The sequence below is a fragment of the Streptomyces sp. NPDC039480 genome (genome assembly GCF_055597165.1).
In genome coordinates this window covers 56,754-80,891 of sequence record NZ_JBVITX010000003.1, presented here as the reverse complement: position 1 = coordinate 80,891, position 24,138 = coordinate 56,754, and the positions used below count along the sequence as shown (strand labels likewise).

Sequence of the window (24,138 nt, the reverse complement as noted above, 5' to 3'; positions counted from 1 at the left end):
CTTGCCGGAGCTGAGGGCCCTAGGTCGTCTGCGCCGTTCGGGGAGCGCCGTCGACCATCGATCGAGGCGCGTCCGCCAGCTGTGTGCTGGACGGGCGCGCTGCGGGGCCGGGCCCCGCAACTGCCATCGGACGTCGCCCAGTTGCAGACTCCGTGCCGCCCGCCCCCGGGGCCTGCCTCATGGTTCCGTCAGGGTGCCGGTCCGGAGCAGGGCCAGTCCGAGGGGAGTGATGAGGTGGAGTACGGAGCCGCCTCGGCGGCTGGTGGTGATGAGGTCCGTGTTCCGCAGTACTGTCGCGTGCTGACTGGCCGCGGCGGCCGTGACGTTGAGGCGGCGGGCCAGCTCGCTCGTCGTACAGCCTTCCGCCGTCACCAGGAGGGCGGCAGCTCGCGTGCGGCCGAGCAGCGCCTCCAGGTTCCGCGCGGCGGAGCCGTCCGCTTCTGTCGGTTCGTCGCCGGTCAGCGGCCGACGGAGAGCGGGAACGGTGAGTCGGGGCGGCTGGGCGGTATCGAGCGGGTCCCACAGAAAGCTCACCGGGTGCTTTGCGAAGACCGTGGGCGTGATGATCAGCCCTCTTCCCTGGAGGCGCACTTCGACTGGGCGCGGGTAGGGAGCTTCGAGCACCGGCGGACACCAGCGCACCAGCGGCGCGCAGATCGAACGCAGCAGTAGATCGATACCTCCCTCCAGCATCAGGTTCGCGCACCGGGTGGACAGTGCGACCAGTTCGGAGCGGCCGCGATGCCAGTAGGGCTCCACGGTCAGCCGGTGACAGGCGCGCACCGCCTCGGCGAGTTCTCGCAGCGCGTCACGGTCGCCCTCGGACACTTGTCTGGCCCACGACAGGTGACCGGGGTGGAAGTCGAGAGCCTCGAACTCGCGTCGTAGCCGGGTTGTCGGGGCGTGCAGCAGGTTGTCCACGGCGTGGTCGAGAGAGGGCGCATCGCCCATCAGGGCCAGCAGATCAAGTCCGGGACGACGAACGGGAATCAGAGACGTCAAGGGGCGCGTGTCCGCTCCCATCCGGCCGGCGACTGCGGATCGCCACGAGCGGAAGTGCGGGAGCTGCCGTTTCTCCCTCAGCAGCTCCAAGCTGTAATAGACCTCCGCCGCGACACCGATCGTTGCGGCCACCCGTGTCCGGGCGAGGTCTTCCGCCGTGAAGTGAATGCGTAACACCGACCGGCCCCCTGCCATTGAGGTACAGAGCGTAAGCCCACCCCCAGCATGCCCAACCGGGCCCCAAGGCCACATAGTTCGGGGCGATGACTTCGCTGCTCTCCGTCGGTCGTGAGAGTGACAGCACGGACAGCACCGACTACTGCTAACGGGACCCTGTCTCACCGTCCGACTCCCGCGATCTTGTGGCAAGATCGCGGGATGCTACGACTCACTGACTTCATCATCGACTGCCCGGACACGATGAAGCTGGCAGCCTTCTACTCCGAGGTGACGGGGCTCCCGGTCAAGGAGGACAGCGACGAGAACTGGGCCGGTATCAAGTTCGGCGAGATCGAACTGGCCTTCATGCAGGTGGAGGAGTACCGCGCCCCGCAGTGGCCCGACAGCGAGCACCCCAAGCAGTTCCACCTCGACTTCGAAGTCGACGACATCGAGGCCGAACAGCGCCGCGTCCTGGCCCTCGGCGCAACCCTGAAACGGGACTGCGTCGGCCCCGACGGCTACGGCTTCCGCGTCTACGCCGACCCCATCGGCCACCCCTTCTGCCTCTGCCGCAACAAGGGCGTCATCTGGACCGAGGACAGCCTCATCTGGCCCGAGCGCGACTAGGGCGTGTTCGTGGGCCGGGCGTAGTTCGGTCGACAGCCCGCCCTGGAGCGGCCCAGCGCATGATTGCCCGGCATTGGCGTGCTCTCGCCGGGCGTCTTGCGCTGGGCATCACGCCCTAGCCGATTGGGAAGGTGGCACCGGGGGCGGCGTAGGCGACGGGGCCGTTGAACCGCGCTGAGGCGCGCGCCACTGCTTGCTGCGGTGTGAGGGTGCGGCCCACGTGCGTGACGATCAGTCGGCCCGCTCCGGCCGTGTCGGCTGTGGCGCCGGTGTCCTCCGGCGTGTGGTGCACCTTTTCGCCATCGACCGGTTCCTGTGCGCTGTCGGCTTCGCACAACAGCACGTCGCATTCTTCGGCCAGCTCGGTGAGGCTCGGGCACGGTGCCGTGTCCCCGGTGTACACCAGCGACTTGCCCGCCGTCTCGATGCGTACGGCGAAGGCCGGCATGCCGTGCGACACGGCCCGGCTGGTCAGCCGGAGCGACCCTACGGTCGCTTGATGGCCGTCGTGCAACTCGCTGACCGCGAAGGCGGCTTCGATCGGACTACGAGCCGAAGTGTTGGTGAGGAAGCCGGCCAGCCGGTCGGTGATTCCCGGCGGGCCGTAGAGAGGGATCGGAGCAGCGAGCTTGATGTCCGCATACAGGGCGCCGTAGTACGCGGTGAGCAGGTCCGCGCTGTGGTCGGCATGCAGATGCGAGATCCAGATCGCGTCGAGCTCGTCCAGCCGCACGTGACGCTGGAGCGGGCCGAGCGTCCCGCTGCCCGCGTCCATCCAGATGCGGGTGTCCCCGCTCGACACCAGGTAACCGGAGCACGGGTTGTCCACGCTTGGGTAGGGCGTGGCGCTGCCCAGGACCGTGAGGTGAAGAAGCTCGTCGCTCATTCCGAGAGCGTAGAACACATGATCCACCGACCCACTGGTCAGATGGAGGGTTGTCTTGCCTCGGTCGGGGCTTCGCGCCGACGCCCGAGCTGATCAACACAGGCGGGGCGGAGCCCAGTTGTGGTGGCGGAGGATCATCCGTAGGGCGGCGCGGGAGGGTGTCAGCCGCATCGCCATGTTGCGCAGGGCGACGGGCAGTGGGCCCGAAAGCTGATGGCCCATCCGTCCGGCCTGCCGGGCAGCCTGAGCGACGGCTTGACTGCGTGGTCGACGCTCGGCGTCGTACCTCGCGAGCGCGGCTTCCGTGTTGGGCTCCGCAGCGAGCGCGGCGGCCAGGGTGACCGCGTCCTCCAGTGCCTGGCAAGCGCCCTGGCCCAGGTTGGGAGTCATGGCATGGGCCGCGTCGCCGAGCAGCGCGATCCGGCCGACCGTGTACGTGGGGAGCGGGGTCCGCAGCTCGTTGACGTCGTGGTGCAGCACGGCGCCGGCGTGCGTCGCGTCGAGCAGCGCGGGGATCGGCTCGTGCCATTCGCGGAAGCGTCGGCGCAGTTCGGCGAGAGGGTCGGCGAACCGCGTCCCTGCCGGAAGGGTGAGGACCGCGTGCCACTCGGCGCGTCCGTCGGGGAAGGCGATGTGCCCGAACTCGGCACCGTGCCCCCAGGTCAGCTCGAAGTCGGTGTCCAGGTCGACAGCGTGCTCGGTGATGGCACGCAGTACTGTCGAGCCGCTGTAGACCGGGCCGGGGTGGGACGGGAAGAGATGTTGGCGGACCTTGCTGCCAATGCCGTCGGCCGCCACCACCAAGTCCGCGTCCAGGGTCCTGCCACCGCAGTCGACTCGAACCATCCCGCACCGGAGCGGTCGAACCGGGCCGGCCTCGGCCCCGATCTGCAGCGTCCCGGTGGGCAGGGCCTCGCGAAGCAGCCGGTGCAAGGTGGCGCGAGGGATACCCATGATGGGTGTGCCGACCGCCTTCTCCAGTGCCGCGCCGTCCATCCGGGCCAGCCAGCCGCCCTCCGGCGTGCGAGTGCCACCGCTGTACTGGCCTCGCGATGCTTCTCGCACCGCCTTGCCCACGCCGAGTTCATCCAGCGCCCGAAGGCCATTGGCGGCCAGTGAGATACCCGCCCCCACGTCGTCGAGCACGGAGGCGCGCTCGACGACCGTCACCTCCCAGCCGACGCGGCGCAGCCCGATCGCGGCGGCCAGTCCGCCGATGCCCCCTCCGACAACCACAGCCGTCTTGCCCATAACAAGCCCCCAGTTCTTCTACATCTGTAGAAGAATGATCTTAGCCGAAGCTCTACAGGTGTAGAAAGGGAACATGGCTATGGACCGGCGCACCCTCCTCGCAGACGCGGCACTCGACGTACTCGCCGACGAAGGGATGCGCGGCCTGACCCACCGCGCGGTGGACCGCCGGGCGGACATGCCGCCGGGCACCACATCGGCGTACTACCGCACCCGCGCCGCACTGCTCACCGGACTCGTCACACGCCTCGTCGAACTCGACCAGGCAGAACTGCACACGACGGCTGAGCAACTCCTGCCGCTGCGCACCGCCGAGGAACTCGTGAACGGCCTGGCCCTGCTCACCCAACAACGGATCACCGGCGAGGGCCGCCGCCGCTCACTTGCCCGCTACGCCTGCACCCTCGAAAGCGTGCGCGACCAGGAACTACGGGAGATCCTCGTACCCCGCGAGAACGCCGGCCGCGAGGCCGTTCGCTTGTTCCTCGCGGGGCACGGCGTGACGGACGTGACGAATCGCGCCCAGACGCTGCTGACCTGCGTCGACGGCCTGGTCTTCGACCGGCTCGTAGGCGGAGGGGAAGTGCCGCGCGAGGCCCTGGAGGGCCTCGTGACCGCTGCCATGCGTTAGTTCTTGGCCGCCTCCGCCTCTGCCTCCGCCTGCGGCAACCGCTACTTGAGCAAGCGGACGCTCAGACCTGTTCGAAGTGGAACGCCTTGATGAAGCAGTCACGGGGCTGGGCGACCGCAAAGAAGATGCACTCCACGAGCGACTGCGAGGTGAGGTCATCCTTGGCCTCCCGTGGCGTGGCCTCCCACTCCTCGGAGAGCGGGTCGGTGTTGTCGAAGTCGTGCGGGTAGAGCGATATCACGCGAACTCCCTTGGGCCGTAGGCGCTTGGAGAGGATCTCGGTGAACCCGGCCTGTGCGCTCTTGGCCGCATAGAAGGCGTCGTGTGCGTCCGAACGGTGATGTCCTGCCGTCCCGCAGGCGGAGACCATCGTCACTACATCCGGCTTGTCCGAGTTGAGCAGGAGAGGCAGGAAGTTCTTCACGGTCAGGACCGTGCCCGTGGCGCCGGACGCGATGGTGTCGACGACATCGGCGTCGGAGACCGACAGGAGATCCGGCCCTTCGAGGTAGCGCGAGCCGTTGTTGATCAGAATGTCGACGCGGTCGGTGTGCCGGGTGACGCCGGACGCGAAGTCACGGATCGAGGCGGGATCCGTCAAGTCGCAGGCGTAAGCGTGGACTCGCTGATGGCCTCGGTCTCGGATTTCGTCACGGACGCGCTCGGCGGCAGCGAGGCTGCGTGCGGAGAGGAAGACCTCAGCGCCGAGGTCTGCGAACCGGATCGCCAGAGTACGCCCGAAGTCGCGACCGGCAGCGGTGATGACGACGCGGTGGTTGTCGAACCTCATGATTGCGCTCCTTGCTCGTGGACGGTTTGTCCTAGACCTCCTCGCTCGCCAACCGGCCGATGGCGCGGGCCGTGAGGCCGAACACCTGGCATCGGAGGAGGCACGAGCAGGAATTATGGCCAGGAATTATGGCTGGGAACACGAGCGGCCGACGCTGTTGTCCCACTGACCCAACTCACGAACATCGTTTTCACGCAGCCCCCAGGGCAGCACCACAAGCGAAATACCGGTCGAACACCTCCTGGCTGTCAGGAGTGAAGGTCCACTGCTGCAGAGCCCGCCGCAGCTCGAGCTCGGTCATCCACCTGTGCCAGGCCACCTCTTCGGGGTCAGGGGCGACGACCTCTGGAAGCACGGCGTCACAGACTGCCAGCCAGTACGGGCTGAGTCCGCTCCGATTGAGGCACTTGAACCGAAGGCACGCTGCCGCCCGCACTCCCAGCTCCTCGCTGAGCTCGCGGGCAGCTGCCTGCTCATAGGACTCGCCGACCCCCGCAGCGCCCCCGATCCCGAGTTCGTAATGCCCTGGGAAACGGGACAACTGCTCGGCACGCCGATGGACGAGAAAACGGCCGTGCCCATCGCGGCACACCACCACGCCAACCCGGTGCAGCCACCCTTCCCGAACGGCGTCTCGCCGCCTGACCACCCCCAGCACACGGTCCTGAGCGTCAACACGTTCCACGAGTTCATCCACGCCTCACACCATCGCAGGCCCCACTGACACCCGCCCGGAACGACCGGACTGTCACGCGGTCGCCCCGCCGGTATTGGCGACGTCGACCCAGCAGGCGCTCGGCGCTACGGCGTTTCGCGGAAGTGCCGACCGCGCCGTACAACGACGTCTGATTGCCGCCAGCAATGCCCTCCTGCGGTAATCATGCTGGCGACATGACGATGTCATCCACTACGGAATCAGTAACAGTCCTCACTGGCATGTATGCCGCTGAGGCCGAGTACCTGGCGGCAGGAGGCCCTGGTGAGGCTTCATTCGACCTGCTTGCCCCCTTCTTTGCGCCGGATGTCGAACTGCACCAAGCAGCAGCCCTGCCCTACGGAGGCACTTGGCGTGGGCACGATGGCATGACCCAGTTCTTCCTCATGATGGGAGAGGTGTGGGAGTCGTTCGACATAGTGGAGCAAGAGTTTCTTGCTACCGGTGAGACTGCGGTCGTACTCACACAGGTCCGTGCCCGCGCCCGTGCGACCGGCCGTGAACTCAGTTTCCCGATTCTGCAAGCGATCACCGTCAGGGACGGGCGGATCGCCGAAGTGCGTCCGTTCTACTGGGACACGCGGGCTATCGCCGAAGCCTGCGCCGTGCCGACACCTTCAGATCGGGAATGACCGAAGGCCTTGTCGGCCAGCACGCCGTTCTGCGCGCCGAGGTTTGGTGCCGGCCCTGCGGGGAGTGGAGCGTTGGTGGGCTTCCCCGGCTGGGCGAGGAGGCGCTCCGCCCAGCCGGGGGTCACGCCTCTGGGGTGACGGATGGAGCCTTCGAAATGTGCTCAATCCTCAGTGTCAGTGCTGGGTGGCAGACTGCCCGGCATGATCGAGCCGAACTCGAAAGCGGACCTCCTCCGATACCTGCAAGAGGCGCGTGACGCCCTGTTATGGAAGCTCGATGGGCTCTCGGAGTACGACATCCGACGCCCGCTGACCCCCACGGGCACGAACCTGTTGGGACTGGTCAAACACGTAGCCAGCGTCGAGCTGGGGTACTTCGGTGACACGTTCGGGCGGCCCTTCTTCGACAAAGAGCCGCCACCCTGGTGGTACACGGAGAACGCGGAACCCGAATCGGACATGTGGGCAACTGCGGACGAGTCGCGTGAAGAGATCGTGGGGCTGTACCACCAGGCGTGGGAGCACTCCAACAGCACGATCGCGACGCTGCCGCTCGACGCGATCGGTCACGTCCCGTGGTGGCCAGAGGAACGCCGAGAGGTGACACTGCATCACATCTTGGTACGCATGGTCTCCGAAACCCAGCGGCACGCAGGCCACGCCGACATCGTGCGAGAACTGATCGACGGTTCCGTCGGGTATCTGCAGGGCAAGGAGAACCTGCCACCAGGTGATCAGGCATGGTGGGAGGCCCACCGGAGCCGACTGGAGCGTGTGGCTCGGGAAGTCGGTGAGGGCTGATCTTGCCGGGACTGGGGCCGGACTCGTTAGACGTAGGGCCCCAGCCCCGGCGGTTCACTCCATCAAGTTGTAGAAGTGGATGGGGGTGTTCGGCGTGAAACCGATACGCGGGTATACAGGAGCGCCGGCGACGGTCGCGTGCAACGTGGCGCGGGTCAGCCCGGTGGCTCGGGCGCCTTCGTGCAGTGCCTTGCGCGTGACCGCCTCGCCGTAACCCCTGCGCTGCCACTGCGGGTCCGTGGCGACGAACGCGACGAAGAGACGGCCTTCCGCTTCGACCGTCGCGGCGCACGCCACCGGAACGTCGCCCCGCATGGCCAGGTACGCGTACACCTCCTCGCTCTTCCAGCGCGCGGATCCGACCAGACCGTCGCGGCCTTCCTCCAAGGGGAAGCCGTACGCGTGTGATTGGAGGTCCGCGTAGGCCCGCAAGTGCTCGTCGGTGCGCACACGCACGAACGTCAGGTCGGGGTGTACCGGGTCGGGGATGGGCAGCAGGTCTCCGGCCATGCCCGTGCCGGGGAAGGCGTACTGCAGGCCGGCCTGCTCTGCCGCCGCGGCCAGCGTGGTGCGGGCCTCGTCGGCCAGGAGGTCCTCGAAGAGCCACAGGAAGCCCGGGTGCTTCTTCGCACGCATGATGTCCGCCGCCTGGCGCAAACGTTGCGTGAGGAGATCGGCCCCTGTTCCCGGGTCGGTCAGGGTGATGCAGTTGTAGAACGAGAATCGGCAGTCGGCCCAGCGGACGGCGATACCGGGGAGGTCGCGCACATCCGCGTCCGCATCGCGGTCGAGCACCAGGGCGCGCCAGGCGACGGCGAGCTGCTGTGCCGATTCGATGGATTCCGTGAGGCCGGTCACCGTACTCCCATGGGTTGTCGGGGTTGCCTTTGAGGACATCGGATTCTTCGTCATCAGATGATGCCCTCGAACTGCTTGTCCTCGGTGGGGGAGCTGGATCGGGGCACGTGGTAGGAGTCGCGGCCGAAGCGCCGCCACAGGGCGGCTATGAGGAAGGCCACCACTACGGCGACCGGAGTGTAGTTGAAGGTGGTGGCAGTGACCGGGCTGCTCTGCGGCAGCAGGAACAGCACGGTGACCGCGGCCGCCCACACCACCGCGATCCAGCCGACCGGCCGGCTCCAGCGGCCCAGGTTCCAGGGCCCCGGGGTGAATCGGTCCCGGTGGATCAGCCGCAGCAGCACTGGGATGGCGTAGGCCGAGGTGAATCCCACGACGGAGATGGCGGTCACCGCCGCGAACGCCGTGCTGGAGTACAAGGAAGGCAGTGCGAGTACGAACGCCACAGTGACCGCGAGCCAGACCGCGTTGGCGGGGATGGCGGTGCGGCGGCTGATCTTCTTCCAGCGTGCCGATCCGGGCAGGGCACCGTCCCGGGCGAAGGCATAGATCATCCGGCTTGCGCTGGCGGTCACGGTGTAGCCGCACAGGAACTGGGCCACGATGATCACCAACAGCAGGGCCTTGGCCGCCGCCATGCCCAGCGCGTCCAGAAGGATCTGCGCCACGGGTACACCGGTCTGGCTGTCCAGGGTCGCGCTGTAGTCCTGGACGGCGAACAGCAGCGTGGTCAAGAGGATGCCGCCGGCGATCCAGGACACCGCCACAGAGCGGAAGACTCCGCGGGCCGCGGCGACGGAGGCATGGTTGGTCTCCTCGCTCAGGTGGGCCGAGGTGTCGTAACCGGCGAGGGCGAAGACCGGCAGCAGCATGCCCAGCAGAATCACGTACGCCGGGGCACCCCAGCCGGTGTTGTTGGTGAACTCGGAGAAGACGAAGCCGGCCGACTGGTGGTGGGAAGGTACGAGCGCCAGGGAGCCGATGATGACGACGGCCCCCGCGAGATGCCACCACGCGCTCACGGACGTCAGGATGTTCATCAGCCGAGTGCCGAAGAGGTTCAGGACCGCGTGCAGGGCGAGGATGACCGCGTACAGGGCCAGCAGGGAGCCCGGGGTCGGCGTGTAATCGAATTGCAGGTTCATCCACGCGGCGGTGAATGTCGCGATGCCGAAGTCCTGGGCGGCTATTCCGCCGAGCAGGCCCAGGAGGTTGAGCCAGCCGGTGTACCAGCTCCACCGCTCACCCCCGAGCTGGCGGGCCATGTAGTACAGGCCGCCACTGGTGGGGTAGCGGGAGGTGATCTCCGCCAAGGCCGCGGCCAGGCACAACACGAGCGGCCCGACGGCGAGCCACCCCCACGTGATCACCGCGGGGCCTCCCGAGTTCAGGCCGTAGCCGAACAGCAGCAAGGTCCCCGACATGATCGAGATGACGGACAGGGACGCCGAGAAATTGCCGAACGCCCCCATCCGACGGTGCAGTTGCTGGGTGTAGCCCAGCGACTGGAGGATGCGTGCGTCCTCCTCGTCGTCGTCGACCGGGTTCGGTTGCTGGCGCGGTGTTCTCACCGAAGTCATTGGTTCTCCGCACAGGAAACAGGAAAGCTGCAACAGGGGGGTGGGGGTCAGGTCGGTGGTCGTGGGTGCTCTCCCGCATGCCGCGGGCGGGATCTCAGGCGGGACCTCAGGCAGGCCTCACGGTCCTCCTCGAATGTCTTCCGCCACTGGTTCTCCGGGTATCGGTGGTCGTAATGCCACGGGGCAGGCGTGGCGAAGTCGCCGATGGCGTCGAACACTTCGGTGGCCCATTGAGCGAAGCCTCCCCTTGCCAAGGCGTATGCGAGGTAGTTCAGATCCAGCTGGGAACTGGTGGCCGGCTCGCACTTCTGGAACCAGCCCTCGAATGCCTGCGTGATGGCCCGGGTGGTGTCCTCCCTGGTCCACAGGAGGTTCAGCGTGGCCGCGGCCCCGTTGTCCCGGCGTTCCCGGTGCTCCTGTACGCGGGCATAGAGGGGCAGCAGAAGCAGCGGTGAGTCGGGTGGTGCGAAGGAGACGGTCCAGCGGGCGAAGTCCGTCGCGACAGCCTGACGGCCCGCGGGACCGGGGCGGGCTTGGAGCGCCTGGGACATGCGGTGCCATGCTTCGCGGTTGAACGGATCTCGTCGATGCACTTCCGCGAGCAGCCCCCATGGTCCGCCAGGCAGCAGATACTCATGGGGTGGTGGAGCGACATGGTGCTCCGGGTAGCGTCCTGCCACGTCCGTTTCGACCAGGGCCAGGCGGCATATCCAGGGCACTGGGTCGTCGGGGTTCCCCTCGCTGGCCTGCTGGCACGCGTCCCGGGCCCGGGCCACCAGTTTCTCCAGGTCCGCTGTCTTCCGGTAGTCACGCGTCCAGTGCTTCCGGTGGGCTTGCAGCACTCGTTCGGTGGCGACTCTGGCGTACATGACGCGGGCGGCGAGGCTCGACGGTTCCTCTTTCAGCCACAACTCGACAACGTTGGCCTGCGCCGCGACGACCCCCAGCACCTGGGTGCGGGAGATCCACTGCGGCCAGTTCTCTGTTTGTGCCAGTACTTGCTGCATCTGCAGCCAGTAACCCGCCTGGATGTCCTGTACTGCCGCATAGAGGTCTGTGTCTCGGCCGGCTGGGTTCACCGCGCCGGCTGCGTTGTTTCTTTCCATCAACGTCCCCCGGGGCCGACCGGACAGGGGGCGGCGTGCGAAGAACGGGCAATTGAAGCCGTCGCGGCCACGGGTGGGCCGGGCTTTATGCGGGACGGTCGTCTGGCCGCCTGTCGTCCGCTGCCGTGAGCGCTGCGGCTCGCCGGGTGGTGTGAGCACGACACCGACCGGTGTGCACTGGCGGCCATAAGCAGGAGGACCCTCGGGGCAGTTGGGACACGGGGTGGCATGGTCATGTGGAGCAGTACAGCGGTGGCGGACGGCGAGCAGCGCGGAAACGGCCGTGGCCTAAAGCCCGGCCGGAGGCTTTCGCCCGTGCCCGGTAGCGAGTGCCCGACAGGTACTTAAGTGCCTGGAGTGACGCATGACTAGTGAGACCAAGATTGTTCGGTGGTTCGGACGCAGGTTTCGGCCATGCGGAGGAAGAGCGTCGCCTTCCGTGACCGGACGGGTTGGCAGAAGCCTTCAGACGGTGCGGCATTGGAGCTCGGACGCTCGCAGCCACGTGCTCATGGGCATGTGGGGACAGGGCTGCCGCCCTGGGCGGAAGGGGGCGGGCCCCTGGTGTGCGGGCGGAAGGTTGAACACGAGGCGGACCGGCGGCAAGGCGCCAGCAGCTTGCTGGAGGATGAGCGAGTTGGTTATGGGTCAGGCGCGCTGTGTGCGGTGCAGGCAGGAGGCGCGCTGTTGGTGCGTAGGTGTTGTGAGGGGTGCTGCGTTCCGGCGACGGGTGCCACCAGAGGTGGTCTTCCTGGCGCAGGCGCATTCGGCTAGTTCAGTACGGTAGTCACTGACTGTGATCAGTTGGTTTCGCAAGCGGAAATGCGCCGAAATCCAGGCTTCGGGTGGATCGGGGTCGGGTCGGGTGTAGTGATGGTCTTGATGCAGGTGGATCCGTCGACGCTGTAGACCACAGTCGCAGGCGCGACATCCAAGTGCTCTACGGCGAACACCTCGCGAACTTTCCGGGGTATAGTAGATCTTGAACTGGTCGCCACAACACGTGGTGCCTGGTGATGCGTTGGTGGTCCAAGGAAAGACGTCCCGCTTCCTGCGGGGAGATGCAGGTGCAAGGCCTGCCCGGCGCTCGATCACGGGTCCTGTACGCGTACTGCGCGTACAGGACCCGTTTTGTTGCCGCCCGATCACCGCTTGCTCGGTGCCTACCTGCTGACTGGCGGCACCGTGATCCTGTGGCAGGCGGGAGGCCAGGCAGACGGGCCGGGTCAACGGCGTCCGCCAACGGAGTCTGGCAGGAATGTACCTGTTCCTGTCTTTCTGGTCTCTCGGTCAGGAGATCAGCTGCGGTCACAGTCGTCCCATGAGGGATAAGAGCAGCGAAGCGAATGTGCTGAGGACCACCGTTCAGGTCGACGGTGAAACGGCCAGCTACCTGACCGTGGAGCGGGACGGTCCTGCCGTGTTGTTGCTGCACGGAACGTACTGGAGCCGGGTCTGGCTCCCCGTACTCGGCCGCCTTGCGGAGGCGGGATTGCGGCCCATTGCTGTCGATCTCCCCGGACTTGGGCGTTCGGGAGGCGAGCTCACCGAGGAGACGGCCACGGTACCGGCCCTCTCGGAGTGGGTGGCGCGGTTCGCCACCATACTGAAACTCGGCGAGCCGCTTGCCGTCGCAGGCCATGACATTGGTGGTGCCATCGCCCAACACCTCCTCGCCCGCGACCGACTGGAGATGTCCCACCTCGCCCTGGTCAACTCGGTCCTCTACGACTCCTGGCCCGCGCCCCATGTGGCCAAGTTCCGGGACTCGGGTACGGGCGCGGACACCGACCCGGCCGAGGGCGTGCTCGAGGCTCGGCGGCAGGCGGTGGCGAATGCGCTCGCCGGTGCTGCCACCGAGCCGTTGATCGCGGACTACGTGGATCCGTGGAACGACGCACGGGTTCGCCGCTCCTGGCTGGCCCTGGCGAGTGCGGCCGACAACCGCTACACCCTTGACCTCGTCCCCGCCCTGCAGCGGTCCACGAAGCCCAAGTTGCTCATCTGGGGCGAAGACGACCTCCACGAGAAGGTGGAGTACGCCGAACGTTTCGCCGCGGAAATGCCGCACACCACGCTCGTACGAATCCCGGACGCGGATCACATCCCCACAGAGAACGCCCCCGGTCGGATCGCCCGCGCGCTCATCGACTTCTTCACGGCGTAGAGGCCTCAGCGTGTGGGCGCGCCCCAGTGCACAGGCACTGCACGGACGGAGCGTGGACAGTCTCTGTCTCGCCTACGTCAGCGGTCGCGCACAGGTTCCAGGAACTCAAGCCGGTTGCCCAGCTTGTCGGATGCGTAGAAGCGATGGTGCCCGGGGAAGTCGTCATCCCAAGTGACGCTCACACCGTTGTCCTCGAACCGCTTGGCGAGCGCCTGGAGCGAGGTCACGAGGATGCCCGGATGCGCCTTCCTGCTCGGGCGGAAGTCCTCCTCGACCCCCAGGTGGACCTCCAGGCCACCGCCTCGGAACCAGCACCCGCCGCGAGCCGCCAGCACTGGCGGCTTCTCAAGCTCTGTCATGCCGAGAACACCTCCCCAGAACTCGCGGCAGAGATCTTCAGCGCCTGGAGGGATCGCAAGCTGCACGTGATGCAAGCCGTTCAAGGTGTATCCGAGGGTTCCCTGAGCCACATCTGCTCCTCTGCCACGAAATCTCGACAGTTAAGGTACTTGGTCGTTGCGTGAGTCGTCCTACCACGGAGCACCCTGGCCGTAAGGAGGTCAACTCGCCACCGCACCCGTGCCCGGCACGTCCGCTCCTTCGCGACCATGCTCACCGAGCCTTCGTACTGACACACTGATCCCATGATCAAGGCCACACGGGAACCACTGCCCGGGGGCGGGCTCGTCCTGACCGTTCCGGGCGGAGGGCAGGTCGCCTGGCCACCCTTGCGCTTCGAGCGGGTGACGGAGCGCCGTTGGGTACTTCTCCAGGGCCAACAGCCGCTCATCCGGGCCCGGTCCGAGGGTGGTGGTTGTTGCCGCGACCTCCACTTGCGCCGTCTGGGCGGCCACCACTCCCCGCTGCCGCCCCTGACCGCAGCTGCGATGCGGGCTGGCACCAATTGGCCGCACCAGTACGCGCGTTGGCTCGAAGAGTCGAGGTGCGGCCCCCTCCACAACGGGCGCTGGCGGCTGACCCCGCCTACCACCTTCGCCCCCGGCATCTGGAGCTGCGACCTCGTCCGCGACTGGCCCGACGCGACCCTCGAACAGCTCTGTGGGGGCGGCTGGCACGGCATCCTGCCGCTGCGCCCGCTCCCGGCACCGGACGCCGCCCGCGTGAAGGCCTACCGCAAGCATGTCAGCGAGGGCACCCTTGCCCCCGTCCTGCTGTGGTGGGTGTCCTTCCTGGACGGCTGGCTGCTCCTGGACGGCCACGACCGGGCTGCGGCCGCACTGGCGGAGGGTACGGAACCGGTCTGCGTGGAACTGGCCCGCGTACCGGACGACACCGACTGGCGTGCGACTGCCGACCAGATCACCCAGGCCCACGAGGAACAGATGGCCCGCCTGGCCGCGCTCCCCGCCGGCCCGCACATCGCACGCCAACGGCAGGCCCTCGAGCGCGGTTACGCCGACGTACTCTCGACCCTCCCGTACGACGCGGGTGCCACCCCCATGTTCGAGCGTCACCCCGTGAACGCGCTGCCCCTCGGCGGAACCGGCGACAGCCGATAAGCATCCCCATGGGACACCACGCGACCGGCTGTCGGCTTCGGGAAGTGGGTTCCCAGCACAAGGGCGTTGGTGTCGGCGAGCGAGGCGAGGAGAGTGCGGCGTGAGGCCTCGGCCTGGGCCGGGTCGATGTCGACGCAGCTTCCGATGTGCGGGTGGGGGAGTTGGACAGGGTGGTGGATCAAGTCGCCGGTTATCGCGGCCGTTTCGTCGTGACTGCTCACCTGGACCGTGATGTGGCCCGGGGTGTGACCAGGGGTGGGCAACAGGCGTAGGCCGGGAGCGATTTCGGTGCCGCTGGCCGGGACGTCGACGAGGTCGAGCAGTCCGGCGTCCTCGATCGGATGCACGGAGTCGCGGAACATCTGCTGCCGTGCCTCGTCCATGTCGTACCCGGCCCAGAACTCCCGCTCAGTGCGGGAGGCGACGTAGCGGGCGTTGGGGAAGGTCGGGATCCATGCGCCGTCGACTTCTCGGGTGTTCCAGCCGACGTGGTCGGTGTGCAGATGGGTGAGGACGACCAGGTCGACGGAGTCCGGGGGGAATCCGGCGTCGGTGAGGCGTTGCAGGTAGTCGGTGTGGAGGTTGTGCCATGCCGGGTTGGCTCGTGCCTTGCCGTTGCCGATACCGGTGTCGACGAGCACCCGCAGCGTGCCGACGACGAACGCGAAGCTGTGGCTGTCGAGGTGCAGGACGCCCTGGTGGTCGGCGAAGTCGGGGCGGAGCCAGTGGTGTTGTGCGACCACGTCGGCTGTGGCGTCGGGCAGCAGCCAGGGCCCGGTCGCGGGCGGCAGGGGCGTTTCGTCGATGCGGTGGACGGTGATGTCGCCGACGGTCCAGTAGGGGAGTGGGGAAGCTGAGGGCGTCTTCATGTCAGTCCGTCCGTTCCGGGGCGAGCATAAAAGCTAACTGTTTGCGTTAAGTGAGCGTAGGTCCTACCGTAGGCCTAACGCAAACACTTAGCTTTTAGGCTCGATGGGATCGACGTCCGCGCTCGGAACAACCGAGGCAGGCCACCCTCACCCCGACCCGGAAGGGATATCCATGCCCACCCCCACTGAGGAACTCACCCCTCCCGAGGTCGCCCGATGGGCGGCGCGAGCCGGCCTCCCGCTGGCAGCCGACCGGCACCACGCCGTCGCCGCCACGGCGAACCACATCCACTCCGTCGTCGCCGTCCTGCGCGAACTCGACTTCGCGGACACCCCGCCCACCCCGCCGTCCCCTTTCCCTCCGTCGCCCCTGCCTGCCACTCACCACACCCCGGAGGAGAACCGCAATGCAGCCGTATGAGCTGTCCCTCGCCGCTGCCGCCGCCGAAATACAGGCGCGTCGACTCTCACCCGTGGAACTCGTCGACTCGGTGCTGAACCGGATCGAGCAGACGGAACCCCACCTCCAGGCCTACGTCACAGTGACGGCGGAGCGGGCCCGTATCGCGGCGCGCGATGCCGAACACGAGGCCACCGCCGGGCACTTGAGGAGCCCCCTGCACGGAATCCCCGTGGCGCTGAAGGACCTGATCGACGTCGCCGGTGTGGCGACCACGGCCAGCTCCCGGGTGCGGGCAGGCCACCGGGCGGACGCCGACAGTACCGTCGCGGCGCGCCTGGCCGCGGCTGGCACCGCCCTGGTGGGCAAGACCCACACCCACGAGTTCGCCTACGGCCTGACCACGCCGCAGACCAACAACGCCTGGGACCGGGAACGGGTGGCCGGCGGCTCCAGTGGCGGTTCGGCCGTCGCCGTGGCGGCGGGCGCGGCGACCTTCGCCCTGGGGACCGACACGGGCGGGTCGATCCGCGTGCCGGCCGCACTGAACGGCGTCGTCGGCCTCAAGCCCACGTACGGCCTCGTTCCCCGGCACGGCGTGACGTCCCTGTCCTGGACGCTGGACCACGTCGGCCCCCTGACCCGTACCGTCGAAGACGCGGCCCTGGCGATGACCGTCCTCGCCGGACATGACCCGCGCGACCCCGCCAGCCTGTCCCTGCCGTCCGTGGACTACCGACCGGCCCCGGGCACGGACCTGACAGGCCTGCGGGTCGGCGTCCCCCGGAACTACTACTTCGACCACGTCGACCCCGAGGTCGAGGCCGCCGTACGAGCCGCCGTCGCCCACCTGGAAACCCTCGGCGCGACTCTCGTTGAGGTCGAGATTCCGATGACCCGGTACGTCCAGGCCACGCAATGGGGCCTGATGGTCCCGGAAGCCACCGCTTACCACGAGCGGACTCTGCGTTCGGACCCCGGAGAGTACGGCGCCGACGTCCGGATCCTCCTGGAAGCCGGCGCGCTCATGTCCGCCGGCGACTATCTGCGCGCCCAACGAGCCCGCACGCTCATGAGCCAGGCCTGGCTGCGCATGCTGGACGAGGTCGACGTGGTCGCCGCACCGACGGTTCCCGCGACCGCGGTGCGCTCGGAACAGGAGACCATCACGTGGGCCGACGACACCTCGGAGAACGTCTCCGACGCCTATGTACGCCTGTCCGCCCCCGCCGACATCACCGGTGTGCCGGCACTGTCCGTACCGGTCGGTCGCGACCGCGCGGGCATGCCCATCGGCATGCAGCTCCTCGGCCGCCCGCTCGCCGAGGCCGTGCTCCTGCGGGTGGGCCACGCGTACGAGCAGACAGTCCCTGCCCACTCGTTCGCACCGGCGGCCGTCGCCCTCTGAGGGGCACCGGGTGCGGCACCCCGCGTGCGTGCGGTCGTGACATGTACTTCCCTTTAAGGTGATGACGTGAGTCGTAAGCCGATGGCGCGCCCAGGCGGGCGCAGCGCCCGAGTACAAGAAGCGGTGCACACCGCCGTGCGCGAGCTCGCGGCCGAGGTGGGCCGCGACGCACTGACGGTTCCGCTGATCGCCGCCCGCGCCGAAGTCACCCCCTCGACGATCTACCGCCGCTGGGGCGATCTGCAGGCGCTCCTGTCGGACGTGGCGGTCGAGCGCCTGCGCCCCGAGGCGCCGCCGGACGACCGAGGGGACCTGACATCCGATCTCGAAGCCTGGGCGGAGCAGTTCCTCGACGAGATGTCGTCCGCTGCGGGCCGGGCCTACATCCGCGACGCACTGCTCGGCGATCCCGACGGCAGCAACGCGGGGCAGTGCTCCGCCTACGCGGCCGAGCAGATCGACGTCATCCTGGCGCGTGCGGCCGCCCGTGGCGAGACCGTCCCCGAAGTCGAGACGGTCCTTGACCACGTTGTCGCCCCGGTGATGTACCGCATCCTCTTCCGGCCGACCGGACATGACGCCGCGTACGCCCGCCGACTGGTGGCCGGAGTGCTCGACACCCCTACGGGATAATCGCTGGCCGCCGTCGCCGGGAGATGCTCATACTGCCGCAATGGATCCGGTGACTCTTGAGACCGACCGCCTGGTGTTGCGGGCCTTCACGCCCGATGACGTGGACGCGGTGTATCACGCCTGCCAGGACGAGGACATTCAGTACTACACGCCGGTGCCGGTGCCGTACCGGCGTGAGCACGCCGAGAAGAGCGTCTGCGAGGAGTGGCCCGCTGGCTGGGCCACGGACAAGGACTACAACCTCGGTGCGTTCCGCAAGGGCAGCGGAGCCTTCGTCGGCACGTACTGCCTCACCCGGATGAGCCGGGGCGTCTTCGAACTCGGCTACTGGGCCGTCAAGGAGCAGCGTGGCCACGGCTATTCGGTCGAGGCCGCGCGAGTGCTGTGCGACTGGGGATGGGCCACACTCGACGTCCACCGCATCGAGTGGTGGGCGATGGTCGGCAACACCGGCTCGCGCGCCATCGCCGAGAAGCTGGGCTTCACCGTCGAAGGAACACTGAGGAACCGCGCCATCGCCAACGACGGCAATCCGCACGACTGGTGGGTGGGTGGCCTGCTGAGACTCTGAGATGCGGGTCCGGCCGTCCCTCCCCGGGGTCACCCGGGGCGGATGGCCGGGCCCGCAGCAGCACGGCCGGGCCCTGAGGCTCTCAGGTCCTGAGGCTCTCAGGTTCTCAGGTCCTGAGGCTCTCAGGTTCTCAGGCTGCAAGCCCCTCAGGCGTGAGGCCCTCGTCCCTCCGGACGCAGGCTCAGGACGAGGTCGCGCGGCAGGCCGTGCGTGTCGTGGAGATAGTGCAAGTCCCCCTCGTCGAGCGGCCCTTGGAAGCGGGACTGGGCCAGGATGCGCTGCCCGCGCTCAAGAAGTCGACGGAACCGTCGCTCCTCGTCGAGCAGGATGACGCGTACGTCGACAGGGTCCACGTCCTGGTGGAAGTGGTCCAGAGTGTGCTGGATCAGATCCCCCGGCAGATCGCCGAGCCCCCGCGTGGGATCGTCACGCCACAGCACGGTGAGCAGGCGCCGGACCAGACGGCGCAGCACGTAGCCGCGGCCGGTGTTGCTCGGGCGTACCCCGTCGCCGATCACCACCACGGCCGAACGCAGGTGATCGCAGACGATCCGCAGCGACGATTCGTCGAGCTGCCACAGTCCCGGCACGAGCAGCCGCCACGGAGCGAAGACATGGCACTCGAACACCGACGACTTGCCCTGCAACAACGAGACCAGCCGCTCAAGGCCAAGCCCCGTGTCGACATTGCGCTGGGGGAGCGGCACGAGCGAACCGTCGTCAAGCTTGCGATAGCGCATAGTGACGTGGTTCCACACCTCCACCCAACGGTCGTCGTGCGTGGGCGTCGACCGCGGCGGGGTGTCGCCGGTCCACAGGAAGATCTCGGAATCGGGGCCGCACGGGCCGGTCGGCCCGTTGGACCACCAGTTGTCCTCCACGGTCAACTCCACGGGAACCCTCAGGTCCTCCCACACTTCCAGTGAAGCGGTATCCGGGCCGGTACGGTCATCACCGCCGAAGACCGTGGCGTGCATCATGCGGGGATCGATGCCGAGGCCCTCGGTGAGCAACTCGTATCCCCAGCGGAGACTCTGCGGTCCTTCGTAGTCGCCGAGTGACCAGGTGCCGAGCATCTCGAAGACGGTCAGATGGGTGGGATCGCCGACTTCTTCGAGGTCAGTGGTGCGCAGGCAGCGCTGTACGTTGACGAGTCGGCTGCCGAGTGGGTGCGGGCGCCCTTCCAGGTAGGGGGTGAGGGGGTGCATGCCCGAAGTGATGAACAGGACGGAGTCCCCGGGCGGCGGCAGCAGAGTCGACCCGGTGATCCGGTGATGGCCGCGCTCCTGGAAGTACTCGACGAACGTGCTGATGACCGAGTCGGTGTTCATGAGGTGGCTCCTTCGCGTGTACGAGCGGGGGAGGCACCGGACAACGGGTCCGCGCGGTCGTCGGATCGTGGCGAGGGAGTCGGCGAGAGAGCCAGGGGCCACGGGAACATCGGCGGGCCGTTTCCGGTCGCCGATGGAAAGAACGAAAGACGTCAGGCGGCGGCAACCGGCGAGCTGGTCGCTCGCGCGGTCGCGGTGTTGCGTGGGCCGATGACGTTCATACAGCCAACGATAACGCGCCCGGCCCGCCGGGTCACATGATTTTCCGCCGTGACGTTCGACAAGACGGTTGCTGTAGGGGTGTGGGGCGGAAACCAGGCGAGGTACGCCTGCGGGTCACCCACCCGCTCCTGGACGATGTCGGCCCAGCGCAGCCAGAAGTCCTGCGGCACGTGCCGTCCCGCTCCAGCGGCGGGAGCGTGTCTGCCTCCCGCCAGCGCGGCACCTGACTCGCCTTGGCCATGGCCGGCTTCTCGTTCTGCGCCTGGAAGTAGTTGACGCTGAGGCGAGTCACCGGCCGCAGCCGACCTGCGACGTGACGGCCGGGCGGCCCGGCTCACCACCAGTAGGCGGGGTAGCGCGGCGCGCTGGGGCGGGCGCACGAGGCGGCCCAGCCCACGAGGACGAGGAGAGCGGCGGAACCCACCAGCAGAGGTACGAAGGTCGCGGGCCGCGGTGTGTTGAGGACGATGACGACGGCGGTCGCGCAGGCGGGGGAGTGCGGGGTTCGGGCCACGGTCATCACGGCCAAGCTGATCCCTGCGGCCATGGCCGCCGCCCACGGGGAGCTGCCCGAGGCGGCGACGACGGCGTACCCGACGGTGGCGCACAGCAGATGGCCGGCGATCACGCTGCGTGGCTGCGCCAGAGGCAGCGTCGGCGCACCATGGATGATCGCGGCGGACGCGGCAAGCGGGGGTATGAGCACGGGCTCGTGGATGAGGGAGCCTATGGCCACCAGGGCCAGGAGGACGGCGGTGGCGACGCTGACGTTGTGCAGCGCGGTACCCGGCGGCGGCGGGGCGGGCGCACGCCCGGCGAGACGAGTGCGGAAGCGGGACCGGGCGGTCGAGGGTGGAGCGGGGCAGGAGGCAGAGGGCGGGGGCGGCTGTATGCCGATGACCGTTTCGGTGCCTTCTTCAGTGACTGCTTCGGTGCTCAAGACAGTGGTTCCGGTGGCTGGGCCGGCGGGAGACCCGGACGGCAGGGCAGGCGGGCAGGAGTCGGCCCGGCTTCCCTCGGGGTCGGCAGGGACGTGGGCACCGGCGGCGGTCCGGGGTAGGGATATCCGCGTACTCGCCCCGAATTCTATGGGGCGGTGGCTCGTAGCTGCAGGTCAGGGTCGCCAAGGGCCGGGCCGGCCGGTGCAGGCCCGGAGCCGTCGCCGCGTCGACCAGATCGAGAGCATGGTCGGCGGCGACGGCGTCACAACTCACCTTGCCCGCCCCACCGTGCGGACACGTCCGCTCAGCCGCCCACTCGCTGACGGGAGGTCAGCCGACGGGCTGAGCTCCGTGTTGCGTTGAGGAGCCCGCGAAGGGGTGGGGGAAAGTGTTGCTGCTGCTCGTCTACGTGGGCGTGTGAGTGGTGGTGTGAGTGAGGGTCGTGGTGTGGGTGGCGTGGTTGTTCTGGTGGCTGGTCACGGTCTGCGTGGTGGTGTGACCGGTGGGGGTGATCGTGGTGGTGGGGGGAGTGGTGGTGATGTGGCAGGGCGTGGTGAGTTCGACGTAGTGATGCCACTCGGTGTGGCTGTGCGTGAGATGAGTGGTCGGCGGGTGGGGATGGGTGGCTTGGCGGGCCGCCTCGATGAGGACCATGCCGGGAATGTGGTCACCGTCGTGGTCGAAGAGGATGGGGTGGGTGGGGTCCGGGTTGAGGCGGTACCGGTGGGGCTCGTGGGTGGGGGCGAGCACGAGGTCACGGGTGTGGACGCGGCCGTAAGTGGTGGGGTCTTGGTGGATGGGGGTGTGCTCGAGGGCTTCGAGGGTGTGCTCAGTGGGGTTGGTGGCGTGGGTGCTGGTGGGGTTGGCAGTGCGCAGACGCCGGTAGGCAGCCGGGGATATGCACGTGAAGTGGCCGTAGCAGGTGGCGATGGTGTGGTGGTGCTGGTTGACGATCGTGAGACTGATCGTGAAGTTGGGACTGCGGCCAACACGAGTGATCGTGGTGTTGAGGGTGAGATTGGTGGGGGTGGTGCCGATCACCATGTGTTCCGGGTGGGTGGTGACGGTCATGTCCTGCATGACGAAGTTGTGGCCCAGAGGTACGCCGAACTCGGCGTGGGCCAGGTAGATGCCGGTCTGGCGGAAGGTCTCGCAGGCCAGGAGGTGATCGTGGTGGCGTCCGTCCGCCGTGGTGAAGAAGGTGTGGGCGCGGGGCCACTGGCCGGTGAGGACGAAGGTGCTCTCACCGGTCTTTTCGCAGTCGGTGAGGAAGACTTCGGCGAGGGCGGCGCGGTGGACGTATTCCGCGGGAACGGTCGTGGTGAGCCGGGGTAGTTGGGCCGGCTGACCCTCGGCGCGGGCGGTGTGGGTGTTGCGGTTGCCCTGGGCGTCTTTCGACTCGGGCATGACGAGACTGCTGCTCATGAACCTCTCCCCCGGAGGTGAATGAAAGTGACGCCATAACATACATACCCACCGGTTTCCTTTTCAAGGGTCGGTGGTGATTACACGAGGTGGACGCGGGGTAAATGGATCTCCTGGGGATTCGACTTTCTGTGACGCTGAGTAGCGCCGACGAGTTGCGTACCTGGTGGGAGGCGGCTTGCGGTTTCCCGTGAAAGGGGAATTATTCCGTCCGCTTATTCATGGAAAACCGGCAGTCCGGTTCCCTTGTTATGCTTTCGCGTCGATCGTTCCGCCGATCGGTCTGTCCATCTGCCCATCCGTCGACCCGCGTGCCCGCCGCCCCGCTGTCCACTGTCCGCTGCAACTCCGTTCTGCCTTCCTGCTGTCCTTCTTGCTGCCTGTCCGTATAGTCCCCGTCCGGATCACTCGCCGGTTCGTCGACTTCCGGAGATTGCGGGACTGTTCAGCTCTGGTTTGCTTGGTGCGGTCCGCGCTGCTTGCTGGTTGGTTGGCTGGCTGGGATGGCGAGGTCAGGGATCCCTGGCTGGGAGCGGCCGATGGGTTGACCTAAGGTCAACTCGGTTCGGCGTGCGGCCAGTTGGGCTTGTTTGCGTTTGTTGTGCATCGGTCGTCAGATTGTGGGGGTTGACGTGATGGGGCATCAGGGTTCGTCCGAGGTTGGTTCGGTCGAGTCGGATCTGGTCGAGGCTGGGGCGATCGGCCCGGATTCGCGTGTTCATGAGGTAGGACGTTCCAAGGGGTTGGCGCACCTGAGCCTGGTGGCGGTGAATATTGACGGGGTGTTGCTGAATGACAGTTTCGGCCCGGTGATCCGCCGCTTGGTGGAGTCGCGGGGCGGCCAGTACGGAGCGGGGCTGGAACAGGCGCTGTTGTCGCAGTCGCAGCGAGTGGCGGCGCAGGCGGCGGCGGACGTATTGGGTGGCTCCGCGGAGGACTTGCTGGCCGCGTATTTCGAGGAGCGGGAGCGCTATCTGCTGGAGCACCCGGTGCGGGTGCTGGAGGGCGCGCATCGACTGATGGAAAGGCTGCGGTCGTTCGGCGTACGTACGGTCTGTTACGGCGGATTGGAGCGCACGCACTTCGACCGCTATCTGGGGGATTTGGCGGAGTATTTCGACGAGCCGGTGTATGTGTGCACCAATGACTTCCGCCCGGGTATCCGGGAGATCACCGAGGATGTGTTCCGGCTCCGTTTCGACCAGGTGCTTTTCATTGACGATGTGGCACGGGTGGCGCAGACGGCGCGGGAGCTCGGCGTGGCGTTCATCGGGCACCCCAGCGACTACGACCACGGGTACCAGCGGCCGTTGATGGAGCAGGTCGGCGTGCGTCATGTGGTCCGATCGCTGGACGAGATCGACGAGGAGCTGCTGCGCAGGGTGGACGCGGAAGCGGCGGCCGGCCGCAACTGGCCGGAGGAGCGTGCGCGGCAGAGCTGACGAGCGTAAGCGGGAGGCCTGAGGGGCGTACGCGGCAAGCCTCATGCGTGTACGCCCCCCAGGCCTGACGGCTCAAGCCGCGGTGGGCGGAAGGGTGTTCAGTCGGCGGCTCGCCCGACTCGCCCGACTCGCTCCACTTGCCAGGCTGCATGCCATTGCGAACGTGGC

The 24,138-nt window shown here is 67.7% G+C and carries 26 protein-coding genes; 12 read left to right on the top strand and 14 right to left on the bottom strand.

Annotated elements, in window-relative coordinates:
- Positions 1-177: 177 nt before the first annotated feature.
- Positions 178-951 (bottom strand): ArsR/SmtB family transcription factor, encoded by a 774-nt coding sequence (locus tag ACZ56E_RS10995; protein ID WP_471213252.1) that lies wholly within the window; start codon positions 949-951, stop codon positions 178-180.
- A 429-nt stretch (positions 952-1,380) separates the two neighbouring features.
- On the opposite strand from ACZ56E_RS10995, the gene ACZ56E_RS10990 reads away from it, so the two are divergent.
- Positions 1,381-1,791 carry a VOC family protein gene (locus ACZ56E_RS10990; protein WP_471213250.1) on the top strand — a complete coding sequence of 137 codons (411 nt, stop codon included), beginning with the start codon at positions 1,381-1,383 and terminating at the stop codon, positions 1,789-1,791.
- Between the two features lie 115 nt (positions 1,792-1,906).
- On the opposite strand, the gene ACZ56E_RS10985 is transcribed toward ACZ56E_RS10990, so the two are convergent.
- Positions 1,907-2,677: an MBL fold metallo-hydrolase gene (locus ACZ56E_RS10985; protein WP_471213248.1), complete on the bottom strand. Its 771-nt coding sequence runs from the start codon at positions 2,675-2,677 to the stop codon at positions 1,907-1,909.
- Positions 2,678-2,770: 93 nt separating this feature from the next.
- Complete coding sequence (locus tag ACZ56E_RS10980; protein WP_471213247.1) at positions 2,771-3,928, bottom strand: FAD-dependent monooxygenase; 1,158 nt, start codon at positions 3,926-3,928, stop codon at positions 2,771-2,773.
- Between the two features lie 73 nt (positions 3,929-4,001).
- Here ACZ56E_RS10980 and ACZ56E_RS10975 point away from each other — a divergent pair, with 73 nt between their 5' ends.
- Positions 4,002-4,559 carry a TetR/AcrR family transcriptional regulator gene (locus ACZ56E_RS10975; RefSeq protein WP_471213245.1) on the top strand — a complete coding sequence of 186 codons (558 nt, stop codon included), beginning with the start codon at positions 4,002-4,004 and terminating at the stop codon, positions 4,557-4,559.
- A 61-nt stretch (positions 4,560-4,620) separates the two neighbouring features.
- Here ACZ56E_RS10975 and ACZ56E_RS10970 read toward each other — a convergent pair whose 3' ends face one another.
- Complete coding sequence (locus ACZ56E_RS10970) at positions 4,621-5,349, bottom strand: SDR family oxidoreductase (RefSeq protein ID WP_471213243.1); 729 nt, start codon at positions 5,347-5,349, stop codon at positions 4,621-4,623.
- Positions 5,350-5,539: 190 nt separating this feature from the next.
- Complete coding sequence (locus ACZ56E_RS10965) at positions 5,540-5,941, bottom strand: NUDIX domain-containing protein (protein WP_471214062.1); 402 nt, start codon at positions 5,939-5,941, stop codon at positions 5,540-5,542.
- Here ACZ56E_RS10965 and ACZ56E_RS10960 point away from each other — a divergent pair.
- From ACZ56E_RS10960 to ACZ56E_RS10950, 3 genes are all read left to right on the top strand, one after another.
- Entirely contained in the window at positions 5,870-6,073 is a 204-nt protein-coding gene (locus ACZ56E_RS10960; protein WP_471214108.1) for a hypothetical protein, read from the top strand. The two genes, ACZ56E_RS10965 and ACZ56E_RS10960, sit on opposite strands and share 72 nt — an antisense overlap.
- Positions 6,074-6,240: 167 nt before the next feature.
- Positions 6,241-6,696, top strand: a complete 456-nt coding sequence (locus tag ACZ56E_RS10955) for a nuclear transport factor 2 family protein (RefSeq protein ID WP_471213240.1) — start codon at positions 6,241-6,243, stop codon at positions 6,694-6,696.
- A gap of 201 nt (positions 6,697-6,897) precedes the next feature.
- A complete protein-coding gene (locus tag ACZ56E_RS10950) occupies positions 6,898-7,497 on the top strand; it encodes a DinB family protein (protein WP_471213239.1) in 600 nt (199 codons plus the stop codon).
- Positions 7,498-7,551: 54 nt separating this feature from the next.
- Here ACZ56E_RS10950 and ACZ56E_RS10945 read toward each other — a convergent pair whose 3' ends face one another.
- From ACZ56E_RS10945 to ACZ56E_RS10935, 3 genes are read right to left on the bottom strand one after another with little or no spacing between them, the layout of a single operon-like run.
- Positions 7,552-8,355, bottom strand: a complete 804-nt coding sequence (locus ACZ56E_RS10945) for a GNAT family N-acetyltransferase (protein ID WP_471213236.1) — start codon at positions 8,353-8,355, stop codon at positions 7,552-7,554.
- Between the two features lie 53 nt (positions 8,356-8,408).
- The gene (locus ACZ56E_RS10940) at positions 8,409-9,935 is read right to left on the bottom strand and encodes an amino acid permease (RefSeq protein WP_471213235.1); all 1,527 of its coding nucleotides are present in this window, start codon (positions 9,933-9,935) and stop codon (positions 8,409-8,411) included.
- A gap of 47 nt (positions 9,936-9,982) precedes the next feature.
- Positions 9,983-11,041: a hypothetical protein gene (locus ACZ56E_RS10935; protein ID WP_471213233.1), complete on the bottom strand. Its 1,059-nt coding sequence runs from the start codon at positions 11,039-11,041 to the stop codon at positions 9,983-9,985.
- Between the two features lie 1,321 nt (positions 11,042-12,362).
- Between ACZ56E_RS10935 and ACZ56E_RS10930 the strand changes: the two genes are divergently transcribed.
- Positions 12,363-13,208 carry an alpha/beta fold hydrolase gene (locus tag ACZ56E_RS10930; protein ID WP_471213232.1) on the top strand — a complete coding sequence of 282 codons (846 nt, stop codon included), beginning with the start codon at positions 12,363-12,365 and terminating at the stop codon, positions 13,206-13,208.
- Positions 13,209-13,285: 77 nt separating this feature from the next.
- On the opposite strand, the gene ACZ56E_RS10925 is transcribed toward ACZ56E_RS10930, so the two are convergent.
- Positions 13,286-13,678: a VOC family protein gene (locus ACZ56E_RS10925; RefSeq protein WP_471213231.1), complete on the bottom strand. Its 393-nt coding sequence runs from the start codon at positions 13,676-13,678 to the stop codon at positions 13,286-13,288.
- A gap of 174 nt (positions 13,679-13,852) precedes the next feature.
- Here ACZ56E_RS10925 and ACZ56E_RS10920 point away from each other — a divergent pair, with 174 nt between their 5' ends.
- The gene (locus ACZ56E_RS10920; protein ID WP_471213230.1) at positions 13,853-14,728 is read left to right on the top strand and encodes a hypothetical protein; all 876 of its coding nucleotides are present in this window, start codon (positions 13,853-13,855) and stop codon (positions 14,726-14,728) included.
- On the opposite strand, the gene ACZ56E_RS10915 is transcribed toward ACZ56E_RS10920, so the two are convergent.
- Positions 14,680-15,597 carry an MBL fold metallo-hydrolase gene (locus ACZ56E_RS10915; RefSeq protein ID WP_471213228.1) on the bottom strand — a complete coding sequence of 306 codons (918 nt, stop codon included), beginning with the start codon at positions 15,595-15,597 and terminating at the stop codon, positions 14,680-14,682. The two genes, ACZ56E_RS10920 and ACZ56E_RS10915, sit on opposite strands and share 49 nt — an antisense overlap.
- Positions 15,598-15,769: 172 nt before the next feature.
- Between ACZ56E_RS10915 and ACZ56E_RS10910 the strand changes: the two genes are divergently transcribed.
- The 4 genes from ACZ56E_RS10910 (at position 15,770) to ACZ56E_RS10895 (ending at position 18,609) form a co-directional block, all read left to right on the top strand.
- Positions 15,770-16,018 carry a hypothetical protein gene (locus tag ACZ56E_RS10910; RefSeq protein WP_471213227.1) on the top strand — a complete coding sequence of 83 codons (249 nt, stop codon included), beginning with the start codon at positions 15,770-15,772 and terminating at the stop codon, positions 16,016-16,018.
- A complete protein-coding gene (locus ACZ56E_RS10905; RefSeq protein ID WP_471213226.1) occupies positions 16,005-17,405 on the top strand; it encodes an amidase in 1,401 nt (466 codons plus the stop codon). The genes ACZ56E_RS10910 and ACZ56E_RS10905 overlap by 14 nt, the downstream gene beginning before the upstream one ends.
- 81 nt (positions 17,406-17,486) lie before the next feature.
- Positions 17,487-18,038: a TetR/AcrR family transcriptional regulator gene (locus tag ACZ56E_RS10900; RefSeq protein ID WP_471214061.1), complete on the top strand. Its 552-nt coding sequence runs from the start codon at positions 17,487-17,489 to the stop codon at positions 18,036-18,038.
- A 40-nt stretch (positions 18,039-18,078) separates the two neighbouring features.
- Entirely contained in the window at positions 18,079-18,609 is a 531-nt protein-coding gene (locus ACZ56E_RS10895) for a GNAT family N-acetyltransferase (protein ID WP_471213224.1), read from the top strand.
- A 146-nt stretch (positions 18,610-18,755) separates the two neighbouring features.
- Here the strand turns inward: ACZ56E_RS10895 and ACZ56E_RS10890 are convergent, their stop codons facing one another.
- From ACZ56E_RS10890 to ACZ56E_RS10875, 4 genes are all read right to left on the bottom strand, one after another.
- Positions 18,756-19,940, bottom strand: a complete 1,185-nt coding sequence (locus ACZ56E_RS10890) for an alanine--tRNA ligase-related protein (protein ID WP_471213223.1) — start codon at positions 19,938-19,940, stop codon at positions 18,756-18,758.
- A gap of 152 nt (positions 19,941-20,092) precedes the next feature.
- A complete protein-coding gene (locus ACZ56E_RS10885) occupies positions 20,093-20,332 on the bottom strand; it encodes a hypothetical protein (protein WP_471213222.1) in 240 nt (79 codons plus the stop codon).
- Between the two features lie 164 nt (positions 20,333-20,496).
- Positions 20,497-21,102, bottom strand: coding sequence for an HPP family protein (locus tag ACZ56E_RS10880; RefSeq protein ID WP_471213220.1), 606 nt, complete (start codon positions 21,100-21,102; stop codon positions 20,497-20,499).
- Between the two features lie 406 nt (positions 21,103-21,508).
- A complete protein-coding gene (locus tag ACZ56E_RS10875) occupies positions 21,509-22,528 on the bottom strand; it encodes a ScbA/BarX family gamma-butyrolactone biosynthesis protein (protein ID WP_471213219.1) in 1,020 nt (339 codons plus the stop codon).
- A gap of 635 nt (positions 22,529-23,163) precedes the next feature.
- Here ACZ56E_RS10875 and ACZ56E_RS10870 point away from each other — a divergent pair.
- Entirely contained in the window at positions 23,164-23,970 is an 807-nt protein-coding gene (locus tag ACZ56E_RS10870; RefSeq protein WP_471214059.1) for an HAD family hydrolase, read from the top strand.
- The last annotated feature ends 168 nt before the right edge of the window (positions 23,971-24,138 follow it).